This is a genomic window from Streptomyces sp. NPDC058284 (genome assembly GCF_042881135.1).
Classification (GTDB): Bacteria; Actinomycetota; Actinomycetes; order Streptomycetales; family Streptomycetaceae; genus Streptomyces.
This window is the reverse complement of sequence record NZ_JBHVYE010000012.1, coordinates 166,170-183,472: the sequence shown is the minus strand read 5'-3', so window position 1 is coordinate 183,472 and position 17,303 is coordinate 166,170. Positions and strand designations below refer to the sequence as shown.

The following is a 17,303-nucleotide window of genomic DNA, read 5'->3' as shown; positions in this document are numbered from 1 at the left end:
CCCACGTCGACCCCGAAGCCCTCGCCCGCGACCTCCGCGCCGCCGTACGCGGCGATGTCGACCTCTCCGTCACCGCCCGCGCCCTGCACACCATGGACGCCTCCAACTACCGCCGCGTGCCCGCCGCCGTCGTGGCCCCGCGCGACGCCGACGACGTGGCGGCGGCCCTCGCGGTGTGCCGGGAACGCGGCCTTCCGCTCGTACCGCGCGGCGCGGGCACCTCGATCGCCGGACAGGCCACGGGAGTCGGCGTCGTCCTCGACCTCACCCGGCACATGAACCGCGTCGTCTCCCTCGACCCCGGGACGCGCACGGCCGTCGTCCAGCCGGGCGTCGTCCTCGACGACCTGCGCGCCGCCGCGGCCCCGCACGGACTCACCTTCGGTCCCGACCCCTCCACGCACAGCCGCTGCACCCTCGGCGGCATGATCGGCAACAACTCCTGCGGCTCGCACTCGGTGGCCTGGGGCACGACCGCCGACAACGTGCACGCCCTCTCCGTGGTCGACGGTTCGGGCGAGCGCCGCCATCTCGCCCGCGGCTGGGACGGCGCCCCCGAAGGACTGCGCGCCCTCGTGGACGGCGACCTGGCGCTCCTGCGCACCGGCTTCCCCGAACTGCCGCGCCGCATCTCCGGATACGCCCTGGACGCGCTGCTCCCCGAACACGGCACGGACCTCGCGCGCGCCTTCTGCGGCTCGGAGGGCACGCTCGGCGTCCTCACCGAAGCGGTCGTACGCCTCGTCGAGGCACCCCGCGCGCGGGCGCTCGCCGTGCTCGGGTACGCGGACGAGAGCGCGGCGGCCGAAGCGGCGGCGGGCCTCCTCCCGCACGGCCCGCTCACGGTCGAAGGCATGGCGGCCGACCTGGTGAGGGGGGCGAACGGCCTGCCCAGGGGCGGCGCCTGGCTCTTCGTGGAGACCGGCGGCGAGAGCCCGGCGCAGGCACGCGCGCGTGCCGACACGATCGTGCGGGCCGCCGCGGGGGACACCGTGGACGCCCTGGTCGTCGACGATCCGGCGGGGCAGCGCGCGCTGTGGCGGGTGCGGGAGGACGCCAGCGGCACGGCGACCCGTATGCCGGACGGCTCGGAGGCGTGGCCCGGCTGGGAGGACTGCGCGGTGCCGCCCGCCCGCCTCGGCGCCTACCTGCGGGACTTCAGGAAGCTGCTCACCGACCACGGCCTGCGCGGCACCCCGTACGGGCACTTCGGTGACGGCTGCATCCACGTGCGCATCGACTTCGATCTGCTCACCCCCGCGGGCATCGCCGGATTCCGCCGCTTCTCCGAAGACCTCGCCGACGTGGTCGTCGCCCACGGCGGCTCGCTCTCCGGCGAGCACGGCGACGGGCAGGCCCGCGCGGAACTCCTGCCGAAGATGTACGGACCCGAACTCGTCGGCCTCTTCGGGCGCGTGAAGGACGTCTGGGACCCGGCGGGGCTGCTCAACCCGGGCATGCTGGTGCGGCCCGCGCCCCTCGACGCCGACCTGCGGTTCGCGCCCCTGCCGCGCGAGCCCGTCGACGTCGTCTTCGGCTACCCGCACGACGGCGGCGACTTCACGGCGGCGGTACGGCGCTGCGTGGGCGTGGCCAAGTGCCGTACGGCGAGCCCCGCTTCGCCCACCGGCGTGATGTGCCCGTCCTACCGCGTCACCGGCGAGGAGGAGCACTCCACGCGCGGGCGCGCCCGCCTGCTGCACGAGATGCTCGCCGGAGAGGTCGTGACGGACGGCTGGCGCTCCACCGAGGTCAAGGACGCCCTCGACCTCTGCCTGTCCTGCAAGGGCTGCCGCTCGGACTGCCCGGTGGGCGTCGACATGGCCACGTACAAGGCGGAGTTCCTGCACCATCACTACCGGGGCCGCCGCAGGCCCGCCGCCCACTACACGATGGGCCACCTGCCGCGCTGGCTGCGGGCCGTCGCGGCGACGCGCACCGCCCGGCTCGTCAACGCCCTCGCCCGGGTCGGCCCGCTGGTGGCGCTCGGCAAGCGGATGGGCGGGATCGCGGCGGAGCGGGCGGTGCCGCGGCTGGCTCCGCGCACGTTCCGGCAGTGGTGGCGCGGGAGGCCGCGCGCAGGGGGCGCTCCCCACGTCGTGCTCTGGCCCGACACCTTCACCGACCACCTCTCGCCGTCGGTGGGACGGGCCGCGGTGGCGGTCCTCGAAGCCGCCGGGCTCACGGTCACGGTGCCGCCGCGCGGGGTCTGCTGCGGCCTGACGTACGTCTCGACGGGCCAGCTCGACCGCGCCCGCGCCGTGCTGCGCGCCACCCTGGACCGGATGGAGCCGCTGCTCGACGCCGGGATCCCCGTGGTCGTCCTGGAGCCGAGCTGCGCCGCGGCCCTCAGGGCGGACCTCGCCGAACTGCTCGGCGACGACCCGCGCGCGGCCCGGCTCGGCGCGGCGGTCCGCACCTTCGCCCAGGCCCTGGAGGAGCTGGCCCCCGGTTGGCGCCCGCCGCACATCGGCCGGAGCGCCGTCGGCCAGACCCACTGCCACCAGCACGCGGTCCTCGGCGACGCGGCGGAGCGGCGACTGCGGGACAAGGCAGGACTGACGGGCGAACTGAGCGGCGGCTGCTGCGGACTCGCCGGGAACTTCGGTTTTGAACGCGGCCATTACGGCGTCTCCAAGGCCTGCGCGCAGGAGCAGCTGCTGCCGTCGGTGGCGGCGGCCGACGGCGAGGCGGTGGTCCTGGCCGACGGCTTCTCCTGCCGGACCCAGCTGGAGCAGTTGGCGGGGGTGCGGGGGCGGCACTTGGCGGAGGTGCTGGCGGAAGGGCTTGGCTCCCGCCTGCTCCCGGCGCACCGGGACCAAAGTCCCCGGCCCAGGTGACCTTTGCGGGTGGGGACGGGTGTCCGTTTCCGGCAGGATCGGGATGGTTCTTGATCATCTGTCGATGCGAGAAGTCGGGTGTGCGGTCGTGCCGGAGATCCCGAAGGACCCTGTATCGCCGAAGGAGCCGGAAGTTCCCGGCGAGACGGCCGGGAAGGACACTGCCGCCGCTCCACGCGGACTCGTCGTGCGCAATTGCTACGACTCCATACGGATGGACACGCTGTTCCGTGGCGACACGGCCGAACCACCGAAACCACCGAAACCACCGAAACCACCGAAACCACCGAAATCGCCGAAGCCACCGAAGTCGCTGCGGAGGTTCGAGGGTGGCGGTCGGGAAGGTGAGGATCCGTTGCAGCGTGCGGGTGCGGGTGCGAGTGGCCGTCGGGAGCACGAGCTCCGGGGCGCCGGGCCGGAGCGGCGGAGGAATGCCGCGCCCCGGGCCGACCGGGAGCTGAGGGAGCGGCGCGGGCCCGCCTGCTCCGGGTGGTGGGCGGTGCTCGTGGTGGTGCTCGCCGTGGTCGGGGCGGGCGCGGAGATCTGGTCCTGCGGGCTCCTGCCCGACCGGCTCACCGAGACGCTGCGGCTGCCCGAAAGGCCCCGGCAGGGACTCGACACGGCGCGCGGGGCGGCCGTCGGCGGCTGCGGCGCCCTCGTCCTCCTCGCGCTCGGCGGGCTCACCCGGGGGCGGGTCGGCACCGCGTGGACGTTGTCGCTCTTCGGCCGGTACCGGGGCACCGTGCGCCGCACCGGACTCGTGTGGATCAGCCCGCTGATGCTGCGCCGCCGCGTCGACGTACGGCTGCGGCACTGGCGCAGCGAGCCGATGCCCGCCGTCGACGCGCAGGGCGTGCCGCTGCGCGTGGTCGTCCTGGTGGTGTGGCAGGTCAAGGACGCGGCGCGGGCGCTCCTCGCGGTCGACGACCACACCGCCTACCTGCGGGAGCAGGTGGAGGCGGTGACCACGCGCGTGGCGTCCCGGCTGCCCGCCGACTCGTTCGGCGAGCCCGCCGACGACGTGCCGACCCTGCGGGACACCGAGGCGGTCGGCGACGCGCTCACTGCGGCGCTGGCGGTGGAGTGCGGGGCCGTCGGCATCGAGGTGTTCTCGGCCCGGCCGCTTCGCGTGGAGTACGCGCCCGAGGTGGCCGCGGCGATGCACCGTCGGCAGATCGCCGCTCTCGACGCCCGGAACCGGGACGCCGTGCTGACGTCGGTGCTCGACGCGGTGGACGACACGGTCCGCAGACTCACCGTACGAGGACTCGTCACACTCGACGACTACGAACGCAAGGCGCTGGTCAAGGACTTGACGGTGGCCTTCTACACGGCGCGCGGCAACACCGTCGGCACGCCCTGAGCCGTACGCGAGGAAGCGGAAGAGCAAGAGAAGAGCAGAGCTAGACGGAGGGACGACGTGCAGACACCGACCCGTTTCACCGAAGAGGTACCCGCCGACTGCGCCTGCGGACACTGCGCGGCGGCGACCGCGGGGCCCGCGGAACAGCAGCGGTGCGGCGGCGTGCGCGGCGCCGTGGTGGCCGCCGTCGGCGCGGCCGTCCTCGTGGGCGCCGCGACCGGCACCGCGTCGGCCGAACCCGCGCCGAGCCACGCGGGCTGGGACGGATCCAAGTACTGGTACAAGGACGCCTCTGGCTGGTGGCGCTGGACCTCGCACCACGCCAAGTACCTGGCGCGGAGCGGCAAGGGGGCCGTGACCTCACCGGGGAAGGGCACGTCTCCCGGCCGACGCCGGACCGCCTCCGCCCCCGCCCCCGCCGAGCCCACTTTCCGTGGCCGGCCGGGCTGGGACGCCACCGACCGCGTGTACTGGTACCGGAAGGCGGGCCACTGGTACTGGACGAGCCACCGGGACAAGTACGAGCGCCGCACGGGCCGGTCGGACGAGCCGCACGGCACGAACCGTGGCACGTCCCACGGCACCGGCTCCCGTACGCCGTCGACCACCGGCATCCCTCGCAGGCACGGCACCGAGGCGGCCATCTCGTACGCCATGAGCCACCTCGGCGACCCCTACGTATGGGGCGGCAACGGCCCGCGCGGCTGGGACTGCTCGGGTCTGGTGATGGCCGCCTACCGGCAGGCGGGCATCTCCCTGCCGCGGGTGGCCGACGCCCAGTACCGCGCCGGCCGGCCCATCTCACGGAGTGAGCTGCGCCGCGGCGACCTGGTGTTCTGGAGCGGCGACGGCAGCGCGTCCGGCATCCACCATGTGGCGATCTACCTGGGCGGCGGCCAGTACCTGGAGGCGCCGCGGCCGGGCAGGAACGTCCGCGTCTCGTCCTTCAGCCAGTACAACCCGAACTTGTACGGGCGGGTCCGCTAGGGCGCGTCCGGCGCCGTGACGTCGGCATGTGGACGTGGGTTGCGTACAGGAGTGAAAGGGCCTCACAATCCTGTCCGAGTGCCCGGCTGTGGACGGTGGAGTCCAGGACAGTGAACCCCTGGGGGGTGCGGAGACGCACCAGGAAAGGCTTGCCCGTGAACGTCTCCCGCAGCGATCAGGCGGCGGCTCCGGCTCCCGTCACGGCTCCGTCCGCCCCGGCTCCGGCGAAGGTCCCGGCGAAGGACTCGGTGGCGACGGGGCAAGGGGCGCGGCAGCCGGGTCTCGGCGGCCGTTTCCGCTCCCTCGGCTCCCTCGGTCCCGTCGGGCTCGTCCTCGCGGGCGGGATCTCCGTGCAGTTCGGCGGCGCGGTCGCCGTGAGCGTGATGCCGAGGGTCGGCGCGGTCGGCATCGTGACGCTGCGGCTCGTCTTCGCCGCGCTCGTGCTGCTCGCCGTGTGCCGCCCGAAGGTGCGCGGGCATTCGCGTGCCGACTGGGGCACGGTCGTCGCCTTCGGCGCGGCGATGGCCGCGATGAACGGCCTCTTCTACCAGTCCGTCGCCCGCATCCCGATGGGCCCCGCCGTCACGCTGGAGGTCCTTGGGCCGCTCGCGCTCTCCGTCCTGGCCTCGCGCCGCGCCGTGAACCTGATCTGGGCGGGGCTCGCGCTCTGCGGTGTCTTCCTGCTCGGCGGCGGGGGTGGTTTCGACGGCCTCGACCCGGTCGGTGTCGCCTACGCCCTCGGCGCGGGTGCGATGTGGGCGACGTACATCCTCTTCAGCGCGCGCACCGGACGGCGCTTCCCGCAGGCCGACGGGCTCGCCCTCGCGATGGTCGTCGCGGCGGTCCTGTTCCTGCCGCTCGGCGTCACCGTCTCCGGGACGAAGCTGGTCGAGCCGGGCACACTGGCGCTGGGCGCGGCGGTCGCGGTGCTGTCGTCCGTGCTGCCGTACACCCTCGAACTCCTCGCGCTGCGGCGGCTGCCCGCGCACACCTTCGCCATCCTGATGAGCCTGGAACCGGCCATCGCGTCCGTCGCCGGGTTCCTCGTCCTGAGTCAGGCCCTGTCGGTCACCGAGGCACTGGCCATCGCCCTGGTCATCGCGGCGAGCATGGGGGCGGTGCGGTCGCAGGTGGGGCGCCGGGGGGACCGGTCGGGCGGGGGCCGTGCGGGCGGGGAAGCGGTGACGGGGGCTGTGGCCGGTCCGGCTGCGGGTACGGCTGTGGAAGCGAGTACGGTCACCGCCTCGGCCGCCGGGGGCTCGGCCGGCCGGTAGCGCCGGGTTCGACCGGTCACCGACACCCCGGTCGAACCGCCCACGGACTCGTCCGGAAAGTAATGCAAGCACGCTTGCTTGTTTCTGCGAGCGCTGCCATGCTCCCAGGCACTCCCCGAGCTCTCGGCTTCCTGCGAGCGGGGGGACCCAGTCGTGCCCCGAGGGGAGCGTTCCGTGTCCGATGCCCTGCCTGTGCTCGACGACCTGCGCGAGGAGAGCGAGGAACTCGACCGTGTCGTCGCGGAGCTGAGCCCGGCGGCGTGGGCCCTGGCGACGCCCGCGCCCGACTGGAGCGTCGCCCACCAGATCGCGCACCTGACCTGGACGGACCGGGCGGCGCTGCTCGCCGCCACCGATCCGGGAGCCTTCGCCGTCGAGGTCGAGAAGGCGGCCGCGGCACCGGACTCGTTCGTGGACGAGGGCGCCGAGGAAGGCGCCGCACTGCCGCCCGCCGAGCTGCTGACCCGCTGGCGCGCCGGGCGCGACGCGCTGTGGCAGGCCCTGAGCGAGGCCCCGGCGGGCACCCGTCTGCCCTGGTACGGGCCGCCCATGGCCGTCCCCTCCATGGCGTCGGCGCGGCTCATGGAGACCTGGGCGCACGGCCAGGACGTGGCGGACGCGCTCGGCGTGCGGCGGACGGCGACCGGACGGTTGCGGCACGTCGCGCGGATCGGGGTGCGGGCGCGGGACTTCGCCTTCGCGGTACGGGGCTTGAGCGCGCCCGGCGAGGAGTTCCGGGTGGAGCTGACCGCGCCCGGTACGGGGGAGACCTGGACGTACGGCCCCGAACACGCCCCCCAACGCGTCACGGGCCCAGCCCTCGACTTCTGCCTGCTGGTCACCCAGCGAGCCCACCGCGCCGACCTCTCCCTGCACGCCGAGGGCCCCGACGCCGACCGCTGGCTGAACATCGCGCAGGCGTTCGCGGGCCCACCAGGCACCGGGCGCGCGCCGAGGGGAGGTGCCGCATGACGGTGTCCGCCCTCCGTATCGGCAACGCCTCCGGCTTCTACGGTGACCGGTTCGACGCGATGCGCGAGATGCTCACCGGCGGTCCCCTCGACGTCCTCACCGGTGACTACCTCGCCGAGCTGACCATGCTCATCCTCGGCCGCGACCGGCTGAAGGACCCCTCACGCGGTTACGCCAAGACCTTCCTGCGGCAGCTGGAGGAGTGTCTCGGGCTCGCGCGGGAGCGGGGCGTGCGCATCGTCGCCAACGCGGGCGGCCTCAACCCGGCCGGGCTCGCCGACGCCGTGCGGGAGCTGGCCGGGCGACTCGGGCTCGGTGGGATCAAGGTCGCGCACGTCGAGGGCGACGACCTCGGCGCCCGCTTCCCCGGCGCCCTCACCGCCAACGCCTACCTCGGCGGCGCCGGAATCGCCGCCTGCCTGAACGCGGGCGCCGACGTCGTCGTCACCGGCCGCGTCACCGACGCCGCCCTGGTCACGGGCCCCGCCGCCGCGCACTTCGGCTGGGCCCCCGACGCGTACGACGCGCTCGCGGGCGCCGTCGTCGCCGGGCACGTCCTGGAGTGCGGAGCGCAGGCCACCGGCGGCAACTACGCCTTCTTCGCCGAGAGGATGAAGGGGCCGGACGGGCTCGGCGCCCTGCGCCACCCCGGCTATCCGCTCGCCGAGATCCACCAGGACGGCTCGTCCGTCATCACCAAGCACGACGGCACCGGCGGCTTCGTCGACGTCGGCACGGTGACCGCGCAGCTCCTCTACGAGACGCAGGGCGCCCGGTACGCGGGCCCCGACGTCACCGCCCGCCTCGACACCGTCGTCCTCACCCAGGAAGGCCCCGACCGCGTCCGTATCGACGGCGTGCGCGGCGAGGCGCCGCCCCCCACCCTCAAGGCGGGCCTCAACCGTCTCGGCGGCTTCCGCAACGAAGTCGTCTTCGTGCTCACGGGGCTCGACATCGAGGCCAAGGCCGAGCTCGTCCGCGCGCAGATCGAGGACGCCATGGGGCGGGCCAAGTCCCGCCCGGCGCACGTGCGTTGGGAACTGGCCCGCACCGACAGGCCCGACGCCCCCACCGAGGAGGGCGCCGCCGCGCTGCTCCGCCTCGTCGTGCGCGACAGCGACGCGGACGCGGTCGGCCGCACGCTCAGCGGCGCCGCCATCGAGCTGGCCCTCGCCGGCTACCCCGGCTTCCACGTGACCGCGCCGCCCGGCAAGGGCTCGCCCTACGGGGTCTTCGAGGCGGCGTACGTCGACCGTGACACCGTCGAGCACGTGGCCGTCCTGCCCGGCGGCGAACGCACGCCCATCGCGCCGGGCGCCGACACCCGTGTACTCGAAGACCCGCCCCGGCCCCCGCTGCCCGCCCCGCTCCCGCCGGGCCCCACCCGCCGCGCGCCCCTCGGCCTCGTCGCCGGGGCCCGCAGCGGCGACAAGGGCGGTGACGCGAACGTCGGCGTGTGGGTGCGCTCCGACGACGCGTGGCGGTGGCTGGCCCACGAGCTGACCGTCGACCGGTTCCGCCAACTCCTGCCGGAAACCGCCGGCTTGAACGTCGTGCGGCACGACCTGCCGAACCTGCGCGCCCTGAACTTCGTCGTCGAGGGACTGCTCGGCGAGGGCGTGGCCGCACAGGCCCGCTTCGACCCGCAGGCCAAGGGGGTCGGCGAGTGGCTGCGCGCCCGCCACCTGGACATACCGGAGGTACTGCTGTGACCGTCCTCGCCTCCGCGCTCGACCCCGCGAGCGCCGAGTACGCCGAGCACCGCCGGGCCATGCTCGACCGGCTCGCCGAGCTCGGCACCGAGCAGGCCAAGGCGCTCGAAGGGGGAGGGGAGAAGTACGTCCAACGGCACCACAAGCGCGACAAGTTGCTCGCCCGCGAGCGGATCGAGCTGCTCCTCGACCCGGACACGCCGTTCCTCGAGCTGTCCCCGCTGGCCGCCTGGGGCAGCGACTACCCCGTCGGCGCCTCCATGGTCACCGGCATCGGCGTTGTCGAGGGCGTCGAGTGCCTGATCACCGCCAACGACCCCACCGTCCGGGGCGGGGCCTCCAACCCCTGGACGCTGAAGAAGGCCTTCCGCGCCCACGAGATCGGGCACGCCAACCGGCTGCCGTCCATCCACCTCGTCGAGTCCGGCGGCGCCGACCTGCCCTCCCAGAAGGAGATCTTCATCCCGGGCGGCGCCCTCTTCAAACACCTCACGCAGTCCTCGGCGGCCGGGATCCCGACCATCGCCGTCGTCTTCGGGAACTCCACCGCAGGCGGCGCCTACGTGCCCGGCATGAGCGACCACGTGATCATGGTCAAGGAGCGGGCGAAGGTCTTCCTCGGCGGCCCGCCCCTGGTGAAGATGGCGACCGGCGAGGAGAGCGACGACGAGTCGCTCGGTGGCGCCGAGATGCACGCCCGCACCTCCGGCCTCGCCGACTACCTCGCCGACGACGAACGGGACGCGCTGCGCCAGGCCCGCCGCGTCGTCGCCCGCCTCAACTGGCACAAGGCGTACGCCGACCCGGACCCGCTCGCCGTCGCGCCGCCCGAGTACGACGAGGACGAGCTGCTCGGCATCGTCCCCGGCGACCTGAAGAAGCCCTTCGACCCGCGCGAGGTCGTCGCCCGCATCGTCGACGGCTCCGACTTCGACGAGTTCAAGCCGCTCTACGGCACCTCGCTCGTCACCGGGTGGGCCGCCCTGCACGGCTATCCGGTCGGCATCCTCGCCAACGCGCAGGGCGTGCTCTTCAGCGAGGAGTCGCAGAAGGCCGCCCAGTTCATCCAGCTGGCCAACCAGCGCGACATCCCGCTCCTCTTCCTGCACAACACCACCGGCTACATGGTCGGCAAGGAGTACGAGCAGGGCGGCATCATCAAACACGGCGCGATGATGATCAACGCGGTCAGCAACTCGAAGGTGCCGCACCTCTCCGTCCTCATGGGCGCCTCGTACGGGGCCGGGCACTACGGCATGTGCGGACGGGCCTACGACCCCCGCTTCCTCTTCGCCTGGCCGAGCGCCAAATCCGCCGTCATGGGCCCGCAGCAGCTCGCGGGCGTCCTGTCGATCGTCGCGCGCGCCTCCGCCGCCGCCAAGGGGCAGCCCTACGACGACGAGGCCGACGCCGGGCTGCGCGCCATGGTGGAGCAGCAGATCGAGGCCGAGTCGCTGCCGATGTTCCTCTCCGGGCGGCTCTACGACGACGGGGTCATCGACCCCCGCGACACCCGCACCGTCCTCGGCCTCTGCCTGTCCGCGATCCACACCGCCCCCTACGAGGGCGCGCGCGGTGGCTTCGGCGTCTTCCGGATGTGACCCCATGACCGATGCGACCCCATGACCACTGTGGTGAGGAACTGCCCATGATTGCTTCCCTGTTGGTGGCCAACCGGGGCGAGATCGCCTGCCGCGTCTTCCGCACCTGCCGCGAGCTCGGCATCGCCACGGTCGCCGTGTACTCCGACGCCGACGCGGACGCCCTGCACGTGCGCGAGGCCGACACGGCGGTACGGCTGCCGGGGGCCGCGCCCTCGGACACGTACCTGCGCGGCGACCTCGTCGTGAAGGCCGCGCAGGCCGCGGGCGCCGACGCCGTCCACCCCGGCTACGGCTTCCTCTCCGAGAACGCCGACTTCGCGCGGGCCGTCCTGGCCGCGGGCCTGGTCTGGGTCGGCCCGCCGCCCGGGGCGATCGAGGCGATGGCCTCCAAGACGCGCGCCAAGGAGCTGATGGGCGTCGCGCCGCTCGGCGAGGTCACCGAGGCCGACCTGCCGGTCCTGGTGAAGGCGGCGGCGGGCGGCGGCGGGCGCGGCATGCGAGTCGTACGTGAACTGGATGGCCTGGCGGGCGAGTTGGAGGCCGCCCGGTCCGAGGCCGCCAGTGCCTTCGGTGACGGGGAGGTGTTCGTCGAGCCGTACGTCGAGGGCGGGCGGCACGTCGAGGTGCAGATCATGGCCGACGCGCACGGCACCGTATGGCCGCTGGGCACCCGCGACTGCTCGCTGCAGCGCCGCCACCAGAAGGTCGTCGAGGAGTCCCCGGCGCCCGGCCTCGCCCCGGAGCTGGTCGCCGAGCTGCACGCGCAGGCCGTGCGCGCCGCCCGCGTCACCGACTACCGGGGCGCGGGCACCGTCGAGTTCCTGGTCGCCGGAGGGCGGGCGCACTTCCTGGAGATGAACACCCGCCTCCAGGTCGAACACCCCGTCACCGAGGCCGTGTTCGGCGTAGATCTGGTGGCGCTCCAGCTCCGGATCGCCGAGGGGCTCGCCCTGGAGAAGGAGCCGCCGCCCGCCCACGGGCACGCCGTGGAGGCGCGCCTCTACGCCGAGGACCCGGCGGCCGACTGGGCCCCGCAGACCGGCACCCTGCATCGCCTCGACGTCCCCGGCGGCATACGCCTGGACACCGGATACACGGCGGGCGACACCATCGGCGTGCACTACGACGCGATGATCGCCAAGGCCGTCGCCCACGCGCCGACCCGCGCCGAGGCCCTGCGCAAACTGGCGGGCGCCCTGGAGCGCGCCGCCGTGCACGGCCCGGTCACCAACCGCGACCTGCTCGTACGCTCCCTGCGCCACCCCGAGTTCACCGAGGCCCGGATGGACACCGGCTTCTACGACCGGCACCTCACCGCCCTCACGTCCGCGGCGCCGGACCCGCACGCCCCGCTGGCCGCCGCACTCGCCGACGCGCACGGCCGCTCGCGCTTCGGCGGCTGGCGCAACCTCCGCTCACAGGCCCACCTCAAGCGGTACCGCACCGAGCCCGAAGGCGCCGAGCACGAGGTGCGCTACGACCACACCCGGCAGGGCCTCGCGGCGGAGGGCGTGAGCGTGGTGAGCGTGGCGGCCGGACGCGTCGTACTCGACGTCGACGGCGTACGGCGGACGTACACGATCACGCGGTACGCGGACCGGATCCACGTCGGCACCTCCCGGGGCGACGCCGCCCTCACGCCGCTCCCGCTGCTCCCCGAACCCACCGTCCGCCGCGCGCCCGGCTCGCTGCTCGCCCCGATGCCCGGCACCGTCGTCCGCGTCGCCGAGGGGGTCACCGAGGGGCAGCGGGTCACGGCCGGGCAGCCCCTCGTCTGGCTGGAGGCCATGAAGATGGAGCACCGCATCTGCTCCCCCGCCTCCGGAACGCTCACCGCCCTGCACGCCGCGCCCGGCCGCCAGGTCGAGGTCGGCGCGCTGCTCGCCGTCGTCCAGGAGGAAGAAGCCTCATGAGCACCGCTCGCAGCACGTCTCGCAGCACTGTCGGCAGCCCCCCTCGCGGCGGCGTTCTCGAAACGGAGGAGCACCGGGCGCTGCGCACCGCCGTCGCCGCGCTCGGCCGCCGGTACGGCCGCGACTACCTGGCCCGCGTCGCCGCCGCCGGGGGCCACCCGGACGAGCTGTGGGCGGATGCCGCCAAGCTCGGCTACCTGGGCGTCAACCTGCCCGAGGAGTACGGGGGCGGGGGCGGCGGGATCGCCGAACTCTCCATCGTGCTCGAAGAGCTGGGCGCGGCCGGCTGCCCGTTGCTGATGATGGTGGTCTCGCCCGCGATCTGCGGCACGGTCATCGCCCGCTTCGGCACCGAGGAGCAGAAGCGGGCCTGGCTGCCCGGCCTCGCCGACGGCTCGCGCACCATGGCCTTCGGGATCACCGAACCCGACGCGGGCTCCAACTCCCACCGCATCACCACCACCGCCCGCCGCGACCCGGACACCGGCGACTGGCTGCTGACCGGCCGCAAGGTCTTCATCTCCGGCGTCGACATCGCCGACGCGACCCTCATCGTCGGCCGCACCTCCGACGCGCGGACCGGCAACCTCAAGCCGTGCCTGTTCATCGTCCCGCGCGACGCGCCCGGCTTCGGGCGGCGGCAGATCGACATGGAGCTCCAGGCGGCGGAGAAGCAGTTCGAGCTGGTCCTCGACGACGTGCGGCTGCCCGCGGACGCGCTCGTCGGCGACGAGGACGCGGGCCTGCTCCAGCTCTTCGCGGGACTCAACCCCGAGCGCATCATGACCGCCGCGTTCGCGCTCGGCATGGGGCGGTACGCGCTGTCCCGCGCCGTCGAGTACGCCAAGGAGCGCAGCGTCTGGAAGTCCCCGATCGGCGCCCACCAGGCCATCGCGCACCCCCTCGCCCAGTCCCACGTCGAGATCGAACTGGCCCGCCTGATGATGCAGAAGGCCGCCCGGCTCTACGACGAGGGCGACGACATCGGCGCGGGTGAGGCCGCCAACATGGCCAAGCTCGCCGCCGCCGACGCCTGTGTGAAGGCCGTCGACCAGGCCGTGCACACCCTCGGCGGCAACGGCCTGACGAAGGAGTTCGGCCTCGCCTCGCTGATCGTGGCGTCCCGCGTGGCACGGATCGCGCCGGTGAGCCGGGAGATGATCCTCAACTACCTCTCGCACCAGACGCTGGGCCTGCCCAAGTCCTACTGACCCCGATCCCGCTGACCCCGATCCCGCTGACCCCGATCCGCTGAGGAGCCCCCGCCATGAGTCTCGTCGTCTCCTCCCCGCTGCGCGGCGTCACCACCGTCACCCTGGACTTCCCCGAGCGCCGCAACGCGCTCTCGGCGGAGCTGGTGGGTGCCCTCGCCGAGGCCCTGCACGACCTCGGCGAGGACACCGCCGTCCGCGCCGTCCTGCTCACCCACACCGGGACGACGTTCTGCTCGGGCGCCGACCTGAAGGCGCCGCCCGACCCGGCGGAGTTCGTACGGCTGCTGCGGCAGATCGTGGAGCTGCCGAAACCGGTCGTCGCCCGGGTGGACGGCCATGTGCGGGCGGGCGGCCTCGGGCTGCTCGGCGCCTGCGATCTGGCGGTGGCGGGCCCCGCCGCTTCGTTCGCGTTCACGGAGGTGCGCATCGGCGTCGCCCCCGCCGTGATCTCCCTGCCCCTCCTGCCCCGCCTCGACCCGAGCGCCGCGTCCCGCCACTTCCTCACCGGGGAGCGCTTCGACGCGGCGGAGGCGTCCCGGATCGGCCTGATCACGGCGTACGCGGCCGACGTCGACGCCGCACTCGAACCGCTGCTCGACGGGCTCCGCGCGGCGGCGCCGCACGCCCTGGCCGAGACGAAGAAGCTGCTCACGGCTAAGGTGCTCGACGCATTCGACACCTACTCGGACGCCGTCACGGCCCTGTCCGCGCGACTCTTCGGCTCCGCCGAGGCGCGCGAGGGCATGGCGGCGTTCCTCGAACGACGGGAGCGCCCATGGGTGCTGTGACCGCCGCGGACCGGGGCCCCGGTGAGGTCCCGGCCCGCTCGCCCAAGCAGGACCGCAGCCGGGCGACCCGGCAGAAACTCCTGGAGGCCGCCGTGTCCTGCCTCGCCGAACACGGCTGGGCGGGCTCGACGGTCTCGGTGGTCGCCGAGCGGGCGGGTGTCTCGCGGGGCGCGGCCCAGCACCACTTCCCGACCCGGGAGGACCTGTTCACGGCGGCGGTGGAGTACGTCGCCGAGCAGCGCTCCACGGCCCTGCGCGCACTCCCCGCGCAGGACCGCGCCGCGGCGGTCGCGGCCCTGGTCGGCCTCTACACCGGCCCGCTCTTCCGCGCGGCCCTCCACCTGTGGGTGGCGGCCTCGAACGAGCCGCAACTCTCCGAGCGGGTGCGGGAGCTGGAGTCCCGGGTGGGCCGCGAGACGCACCGTATGGCGGTGGAGCTCCTCGGCGCGGACGAATCGGTCCCCGGCGCCCGCGAGACGATCCAGGGCTTCCTCGACATGGCGCGGGGCCTCGGCCTCGCCAATCTCCTCACGGACGACGGGGCGCGGCGGGAGCGGGTGGTGGCGCAGTGGACTGCGATCCTGGACGGCGCGCTGGGCCGCGGCGGTCGTCAACCCTAGCGTCTACCGCGAGGGTTTACGTCTTCTCAACTCCACGGTTGATGAACTGAGTTGAGCCTCCTGGGACCTTCTAAGTGCGCCGCGAAGGGCGGCGGATCCAACGCAGAACCGCGAAGAACCAGGGGGAAACACATGGCAGTCACCAAGGGCCGTGTCGCCATCGCGGCGGCAGGCGGGTTGCTCATGCTCGGCACGGCCGTGGCCACGGCCGAGGCGGGACCGGGGGCGCCGACGGCCCCGTCCTTCGCCCAGCAGGCCCGGTCCGCGCACCTGACCAGTGCGCAGACCACGGCGCTGCAGACGGAGGTGGACGGCTATCTGAAGAAGATGGGCGGGACCCAGGTCGCGCTCAACAAGATCGACCTCAAGGGCAAGGGCGAGGTCCTCGTGGCCCTGCCGGGCGAGGCCCACCCGCGCGACTTCGCCTCGGGCGACGGAACGCGCCTCGCCGCCGACCCGTGCCTGGGCGTGCCGGGCGTGTCCGGGAACTTCTGCGGCTACCAGAGGGACAACTTCCAGGGCAGCATCATCAAGATGCGCCAGTGCAACACGAAGTACTACGTGTCCACCTGGGGCAGGGGCGGTTCCTGGGTCAACGACCAGACCCGGAACGTGGAGAGCCGCCGGGCCCGGATGTACAGCCCCAGCGGCACTCTGGTCTACAAGACCCCGCGGGCGTACAGCTCGGACGCCCACGGCGACTGGAACCCCGTCCGCTACGTGATCCCCTGCGGCTAGGGCTGCCCGGTCCCGTAGCTCCACACAGCTCCACAAGTCCACACAGCGGCGCCCCCGGTCCGAGAGGGCCGGGGGCGCCGTGCCATGCGTACGTACGGACGGACGTACGACGCGCGGACCTCAGCCCGCGATGTCAGCGAACCCCTCGATGTCCCGGGGGCTGCGCGAGCCCGGCCCCACATACCGCGCCGAAGGCCGCACGAGGCGTCCCGTCCGCTTCTGCTCAAGGATGTGCGCCGACCAGCCGGCCGTACGCGCGCAGGTGAACATCGACGTGAACATGTGCGCCGGCACCTCGGCGAAGTCCAGGACGATCGCCGCCCAGAACTCCACGTTGGTGGCGAGGACGCGGTCCGGGCGGCGCGCGTGCAGCTCGTCGAGGGCCGCCTTCTCCAGCGCCTCGGCGACCTCGAAGCGCGGCGCCCCCAGTTCACGCGCGGTGCGCCGGAGCACGCGCGCCCGCGGGTCCTCGGCCCGGTACACCCGGTGCCCGAAGCCCATCAGCCGCTCGCCCTTGTCCAGCGCCTGCTTCACGTACGCGACCGCGTCGCCCGTCCGCTCGATCTCCTCGATCATGCCGAGGACCCGGGAGGGGGCGCCGCCGTGCAGCGGCCCCGACATCGCGCCGACCGCGCCGCTGAGCGCCGCCGCCACGTCCGCGCCGGTGGAGGCGATGACGCGGGCGGTGAAGGTGGAGGCGTTCATGCCGTGCTCGGCGGCCGACGTCCAGTACGCGTCGACGGCCTTGACGTGCTTGGGGTCGGGCTCCCCGCGCCACCGCTTCATGAAGCGCTCGACGACCGTGCCCGCCTTGTCGATCTCCCGCTGCGGCACCATCGGCAGGCCCTGCCCGCGGGCCGACTGGGCGACGTAGGAGAGGGCCATGACGGCGGCCCGCGCCAGGTCCTCGCGGGCCTGCTCCTCGCTGATGTCGAGCAGCGGGCGCAGGCCCCAGACGGGGGCGAGCATGGCGAGCGCGGACTGGACGTCGACGCGGATGTCGCCGGAGTGCACCGGGATCGGGAAGGGCTCGGCGGGCGGCAGGCCGGGGTTGAAGGCGCCGTCGACGAGCAGGCCCCACACGTTCCCGAAGGAGACGTGGCCGACCAGATCCTCGATGTCGACACCGCGGTAGCGCAGCGCGCCCCCTTCCTTGTCCGGTTCGGCGATCTCCGTCTCGAACGCGACGACTCCTTCAAGTCCGGGTACGAAGTCGGACATCAGGCGGCTCCTCGTGATGGGTTCGACATGATGGTTTTCGAGTGAGGCAAGGGCGAT

General features: G+C 73.8%; 13 protein-coding genes. 12 read left to right on the top strand and 1 reads right to left on the bottom strand.

What is annotated here, in order from left to right; genetic code table 11:
* The first annotated feature begins 92 nt into the window (after nt 1-92).
* From ACFVYR_RS19030 to ACFVYR_RS18975, 12 genes are all read left to right on the top strand, one after another.
* Nucleotides 93-2,840 (top strand): FAD-binding and (Fe-S)-binding domain-containing protein, encoded by a 2,748-nt coding sequence (locus ACFVYR_RS19030; RefSeq protein WP_384257019.1) that lies wholly within the window; start codon nt 93-95, stop codon nt 2,838-2,840.
* A 355-nt stretch (nt 2,841-3,195) separates the two neighbouring features.
* Nucleotides 3,196-4,203 (top strand): SPFH domain-containing protein, encoded by a 1,008-nt coding sequence (locus ACFVYR_RS19025; protein WP_384256986.1) that lies wholly within the window; start codon nt 3,196-3,198, stop codon nt 4,201-4,203.
* A 57-nt stretch (nt 4,204-4,260) separates the two neighbouring features.
* A complete protein-coding gene (locus ACFVYR_RS19020; protein ID WP_384256989.1) occupies nt 4,261-5,190 on the top strand; it encodes a C40 family peptidase in 930 nt (309 codons plus the stop codon).
* A gap of 248 nt (nt 5,191-5,438) precedes the next feature.
* On the top strand, nt 5,439-6,464 hold the full coding sequence (locus tag ACFVYR_RS19015) for a DMT family transporter (RefSeq protein ID WP_384257022.1): 1,026 nt from the start codon (nt 5,439-5,441) through the stop codon (nt 6,462-6,464).
* Between the two features lie 174 nt (nt 6,465-6,638).
* Nucleotides 6,639-7,436 (top strand): TIGR03084 family metal-binding protein, encoded by a 798-nt coding sequence (locus tag ACFVYR_RS19010; protein WP_384256991.1) that lies wholly within the window; start codon nt 6,639-6,641, stop codon nt 7,434-7,436.
* On the top strand, nt 7,433-9,148 hold the full coding sequence (locus tag ACFVYR_RS19005; protein WP_384256994.1) for an acyclic terpene utilization AtuA family protein: 1,716 nt from the start codon (nt 7,433-7,435) through the stop codon (nt 9,146-9,148). The genes ACFVYR_RS19010 and ACFVYR_RS19005 overlap by 4 nt, the downstream gene beginning before the upstream one ends.
* Nucleotides 9,145-10,749 carry an acyl-CoA carboxylase subunit beta gene (locus ACFVYR_RS19000; RefSeq protein WP_384256996.1) on the top strand — a complete coding sequence of 535 codons (1,605 nt, stop codon included), beginning with the start codon at nt 9,145-9,147 and terminating at the stop codon, nt 10,747-10,749. The genes ACFVYR_RS19005 and ACFVYR_RS19000 overlap by 4 nt, the downstream gene beginning before the upstream one ends.
* A gap of 47 nt (nt 10,750-10,796) precedes the next feature.
* Nucleotides 10,797-12,665 (top strand): acetyl/propionyl/methylcrotonyl-CoA carboxylase subunit alpha, encoded by a 1,869-nt coding sequence (locus ACFVYR_RS18995; RefSeq protein WP_384256998.1) that lies wholly within the window; start codon nt 10,797-10,799, stop codon nt 12,663-12,665.
* On the top strand, nt 12,662-13,876 hold the full coding sequence (locus ACFVYR_RS18990) for an acyl-CoA dehydrogenase family protein (protein ID WP_384257001.1): 1,215 nt from the start codon (nt 12,662-12,664) through the stop codon (nt 13,874-13,876). The genes ACFVYR_RS18995 and ACFVYR_RS18990 overlap by 4 nt, the downstream gene beginning before the upstream one ends.
* 56 nt (nt 13,877-13,932) lie before the next feature.
* Nucleotides 13,933-14,667 carry an enoyl-CoA hydratase family protein gene (locus ACFVYR_RS18985; protein WP_384257003.1) on the top strand — a complete coding sequence of 245 codons (735 nt, stop codon included), beginning with the start codon at nt 13,933-13,935 and terminating at the stop codon, nt 14,665-14,667.
* Nucleotides 14,655-15,287: a TetR/AcrR family transcriptional regulator gene (locus ACFVYR_RS18980; protein ID WP_389612100.1), complete on the top strand. Its 633-nt coding sequence runs from the start codon at nt 14,655-14,657 to the stop codon at nt 15,285-15,287. Before ACFVYR_RS18985 ends, ACFVYR_RS18980 begins: the two co-directional genes overlap by 13 nt.
* A 132-nt stretch (nt 15,288-15,419) precedes the next feature.
* The gene (locus tag ACFVYR_RS18975; protein ID WP_384253726.1) at nt 15,420-16,025 is read left to right on the top strand and encodes a hypothetical protein; all 606 of its coding nucleotides are present in this window, start codon (nt 15,420-15,422) and stop codon (nt 16,023-16,025) included.
* A 120-nt stretch (nt 16,026-16,145) separates the two neighbouring features.
* Here the strand turns inward: ACFVYR_RS18975 and ACFVYR_RS18970 are convergent, their stop codons facing one another.
* Nucleotides 16,146-17,246 carry a citrate synthase 2 gene (locus ACFVYR_RS18970; protein WP_384253723.1) on the bottom strand — a complete coding sequence of 367 codons (1,101 nt, stop codon included), beginning with the start codon at nt 17,244-17,246 and terminating at the stop codon, nt 16,146-16,148.
* Between the last annotated feature and the right edge of the window lie 57 nt (nt 17,247-17,303).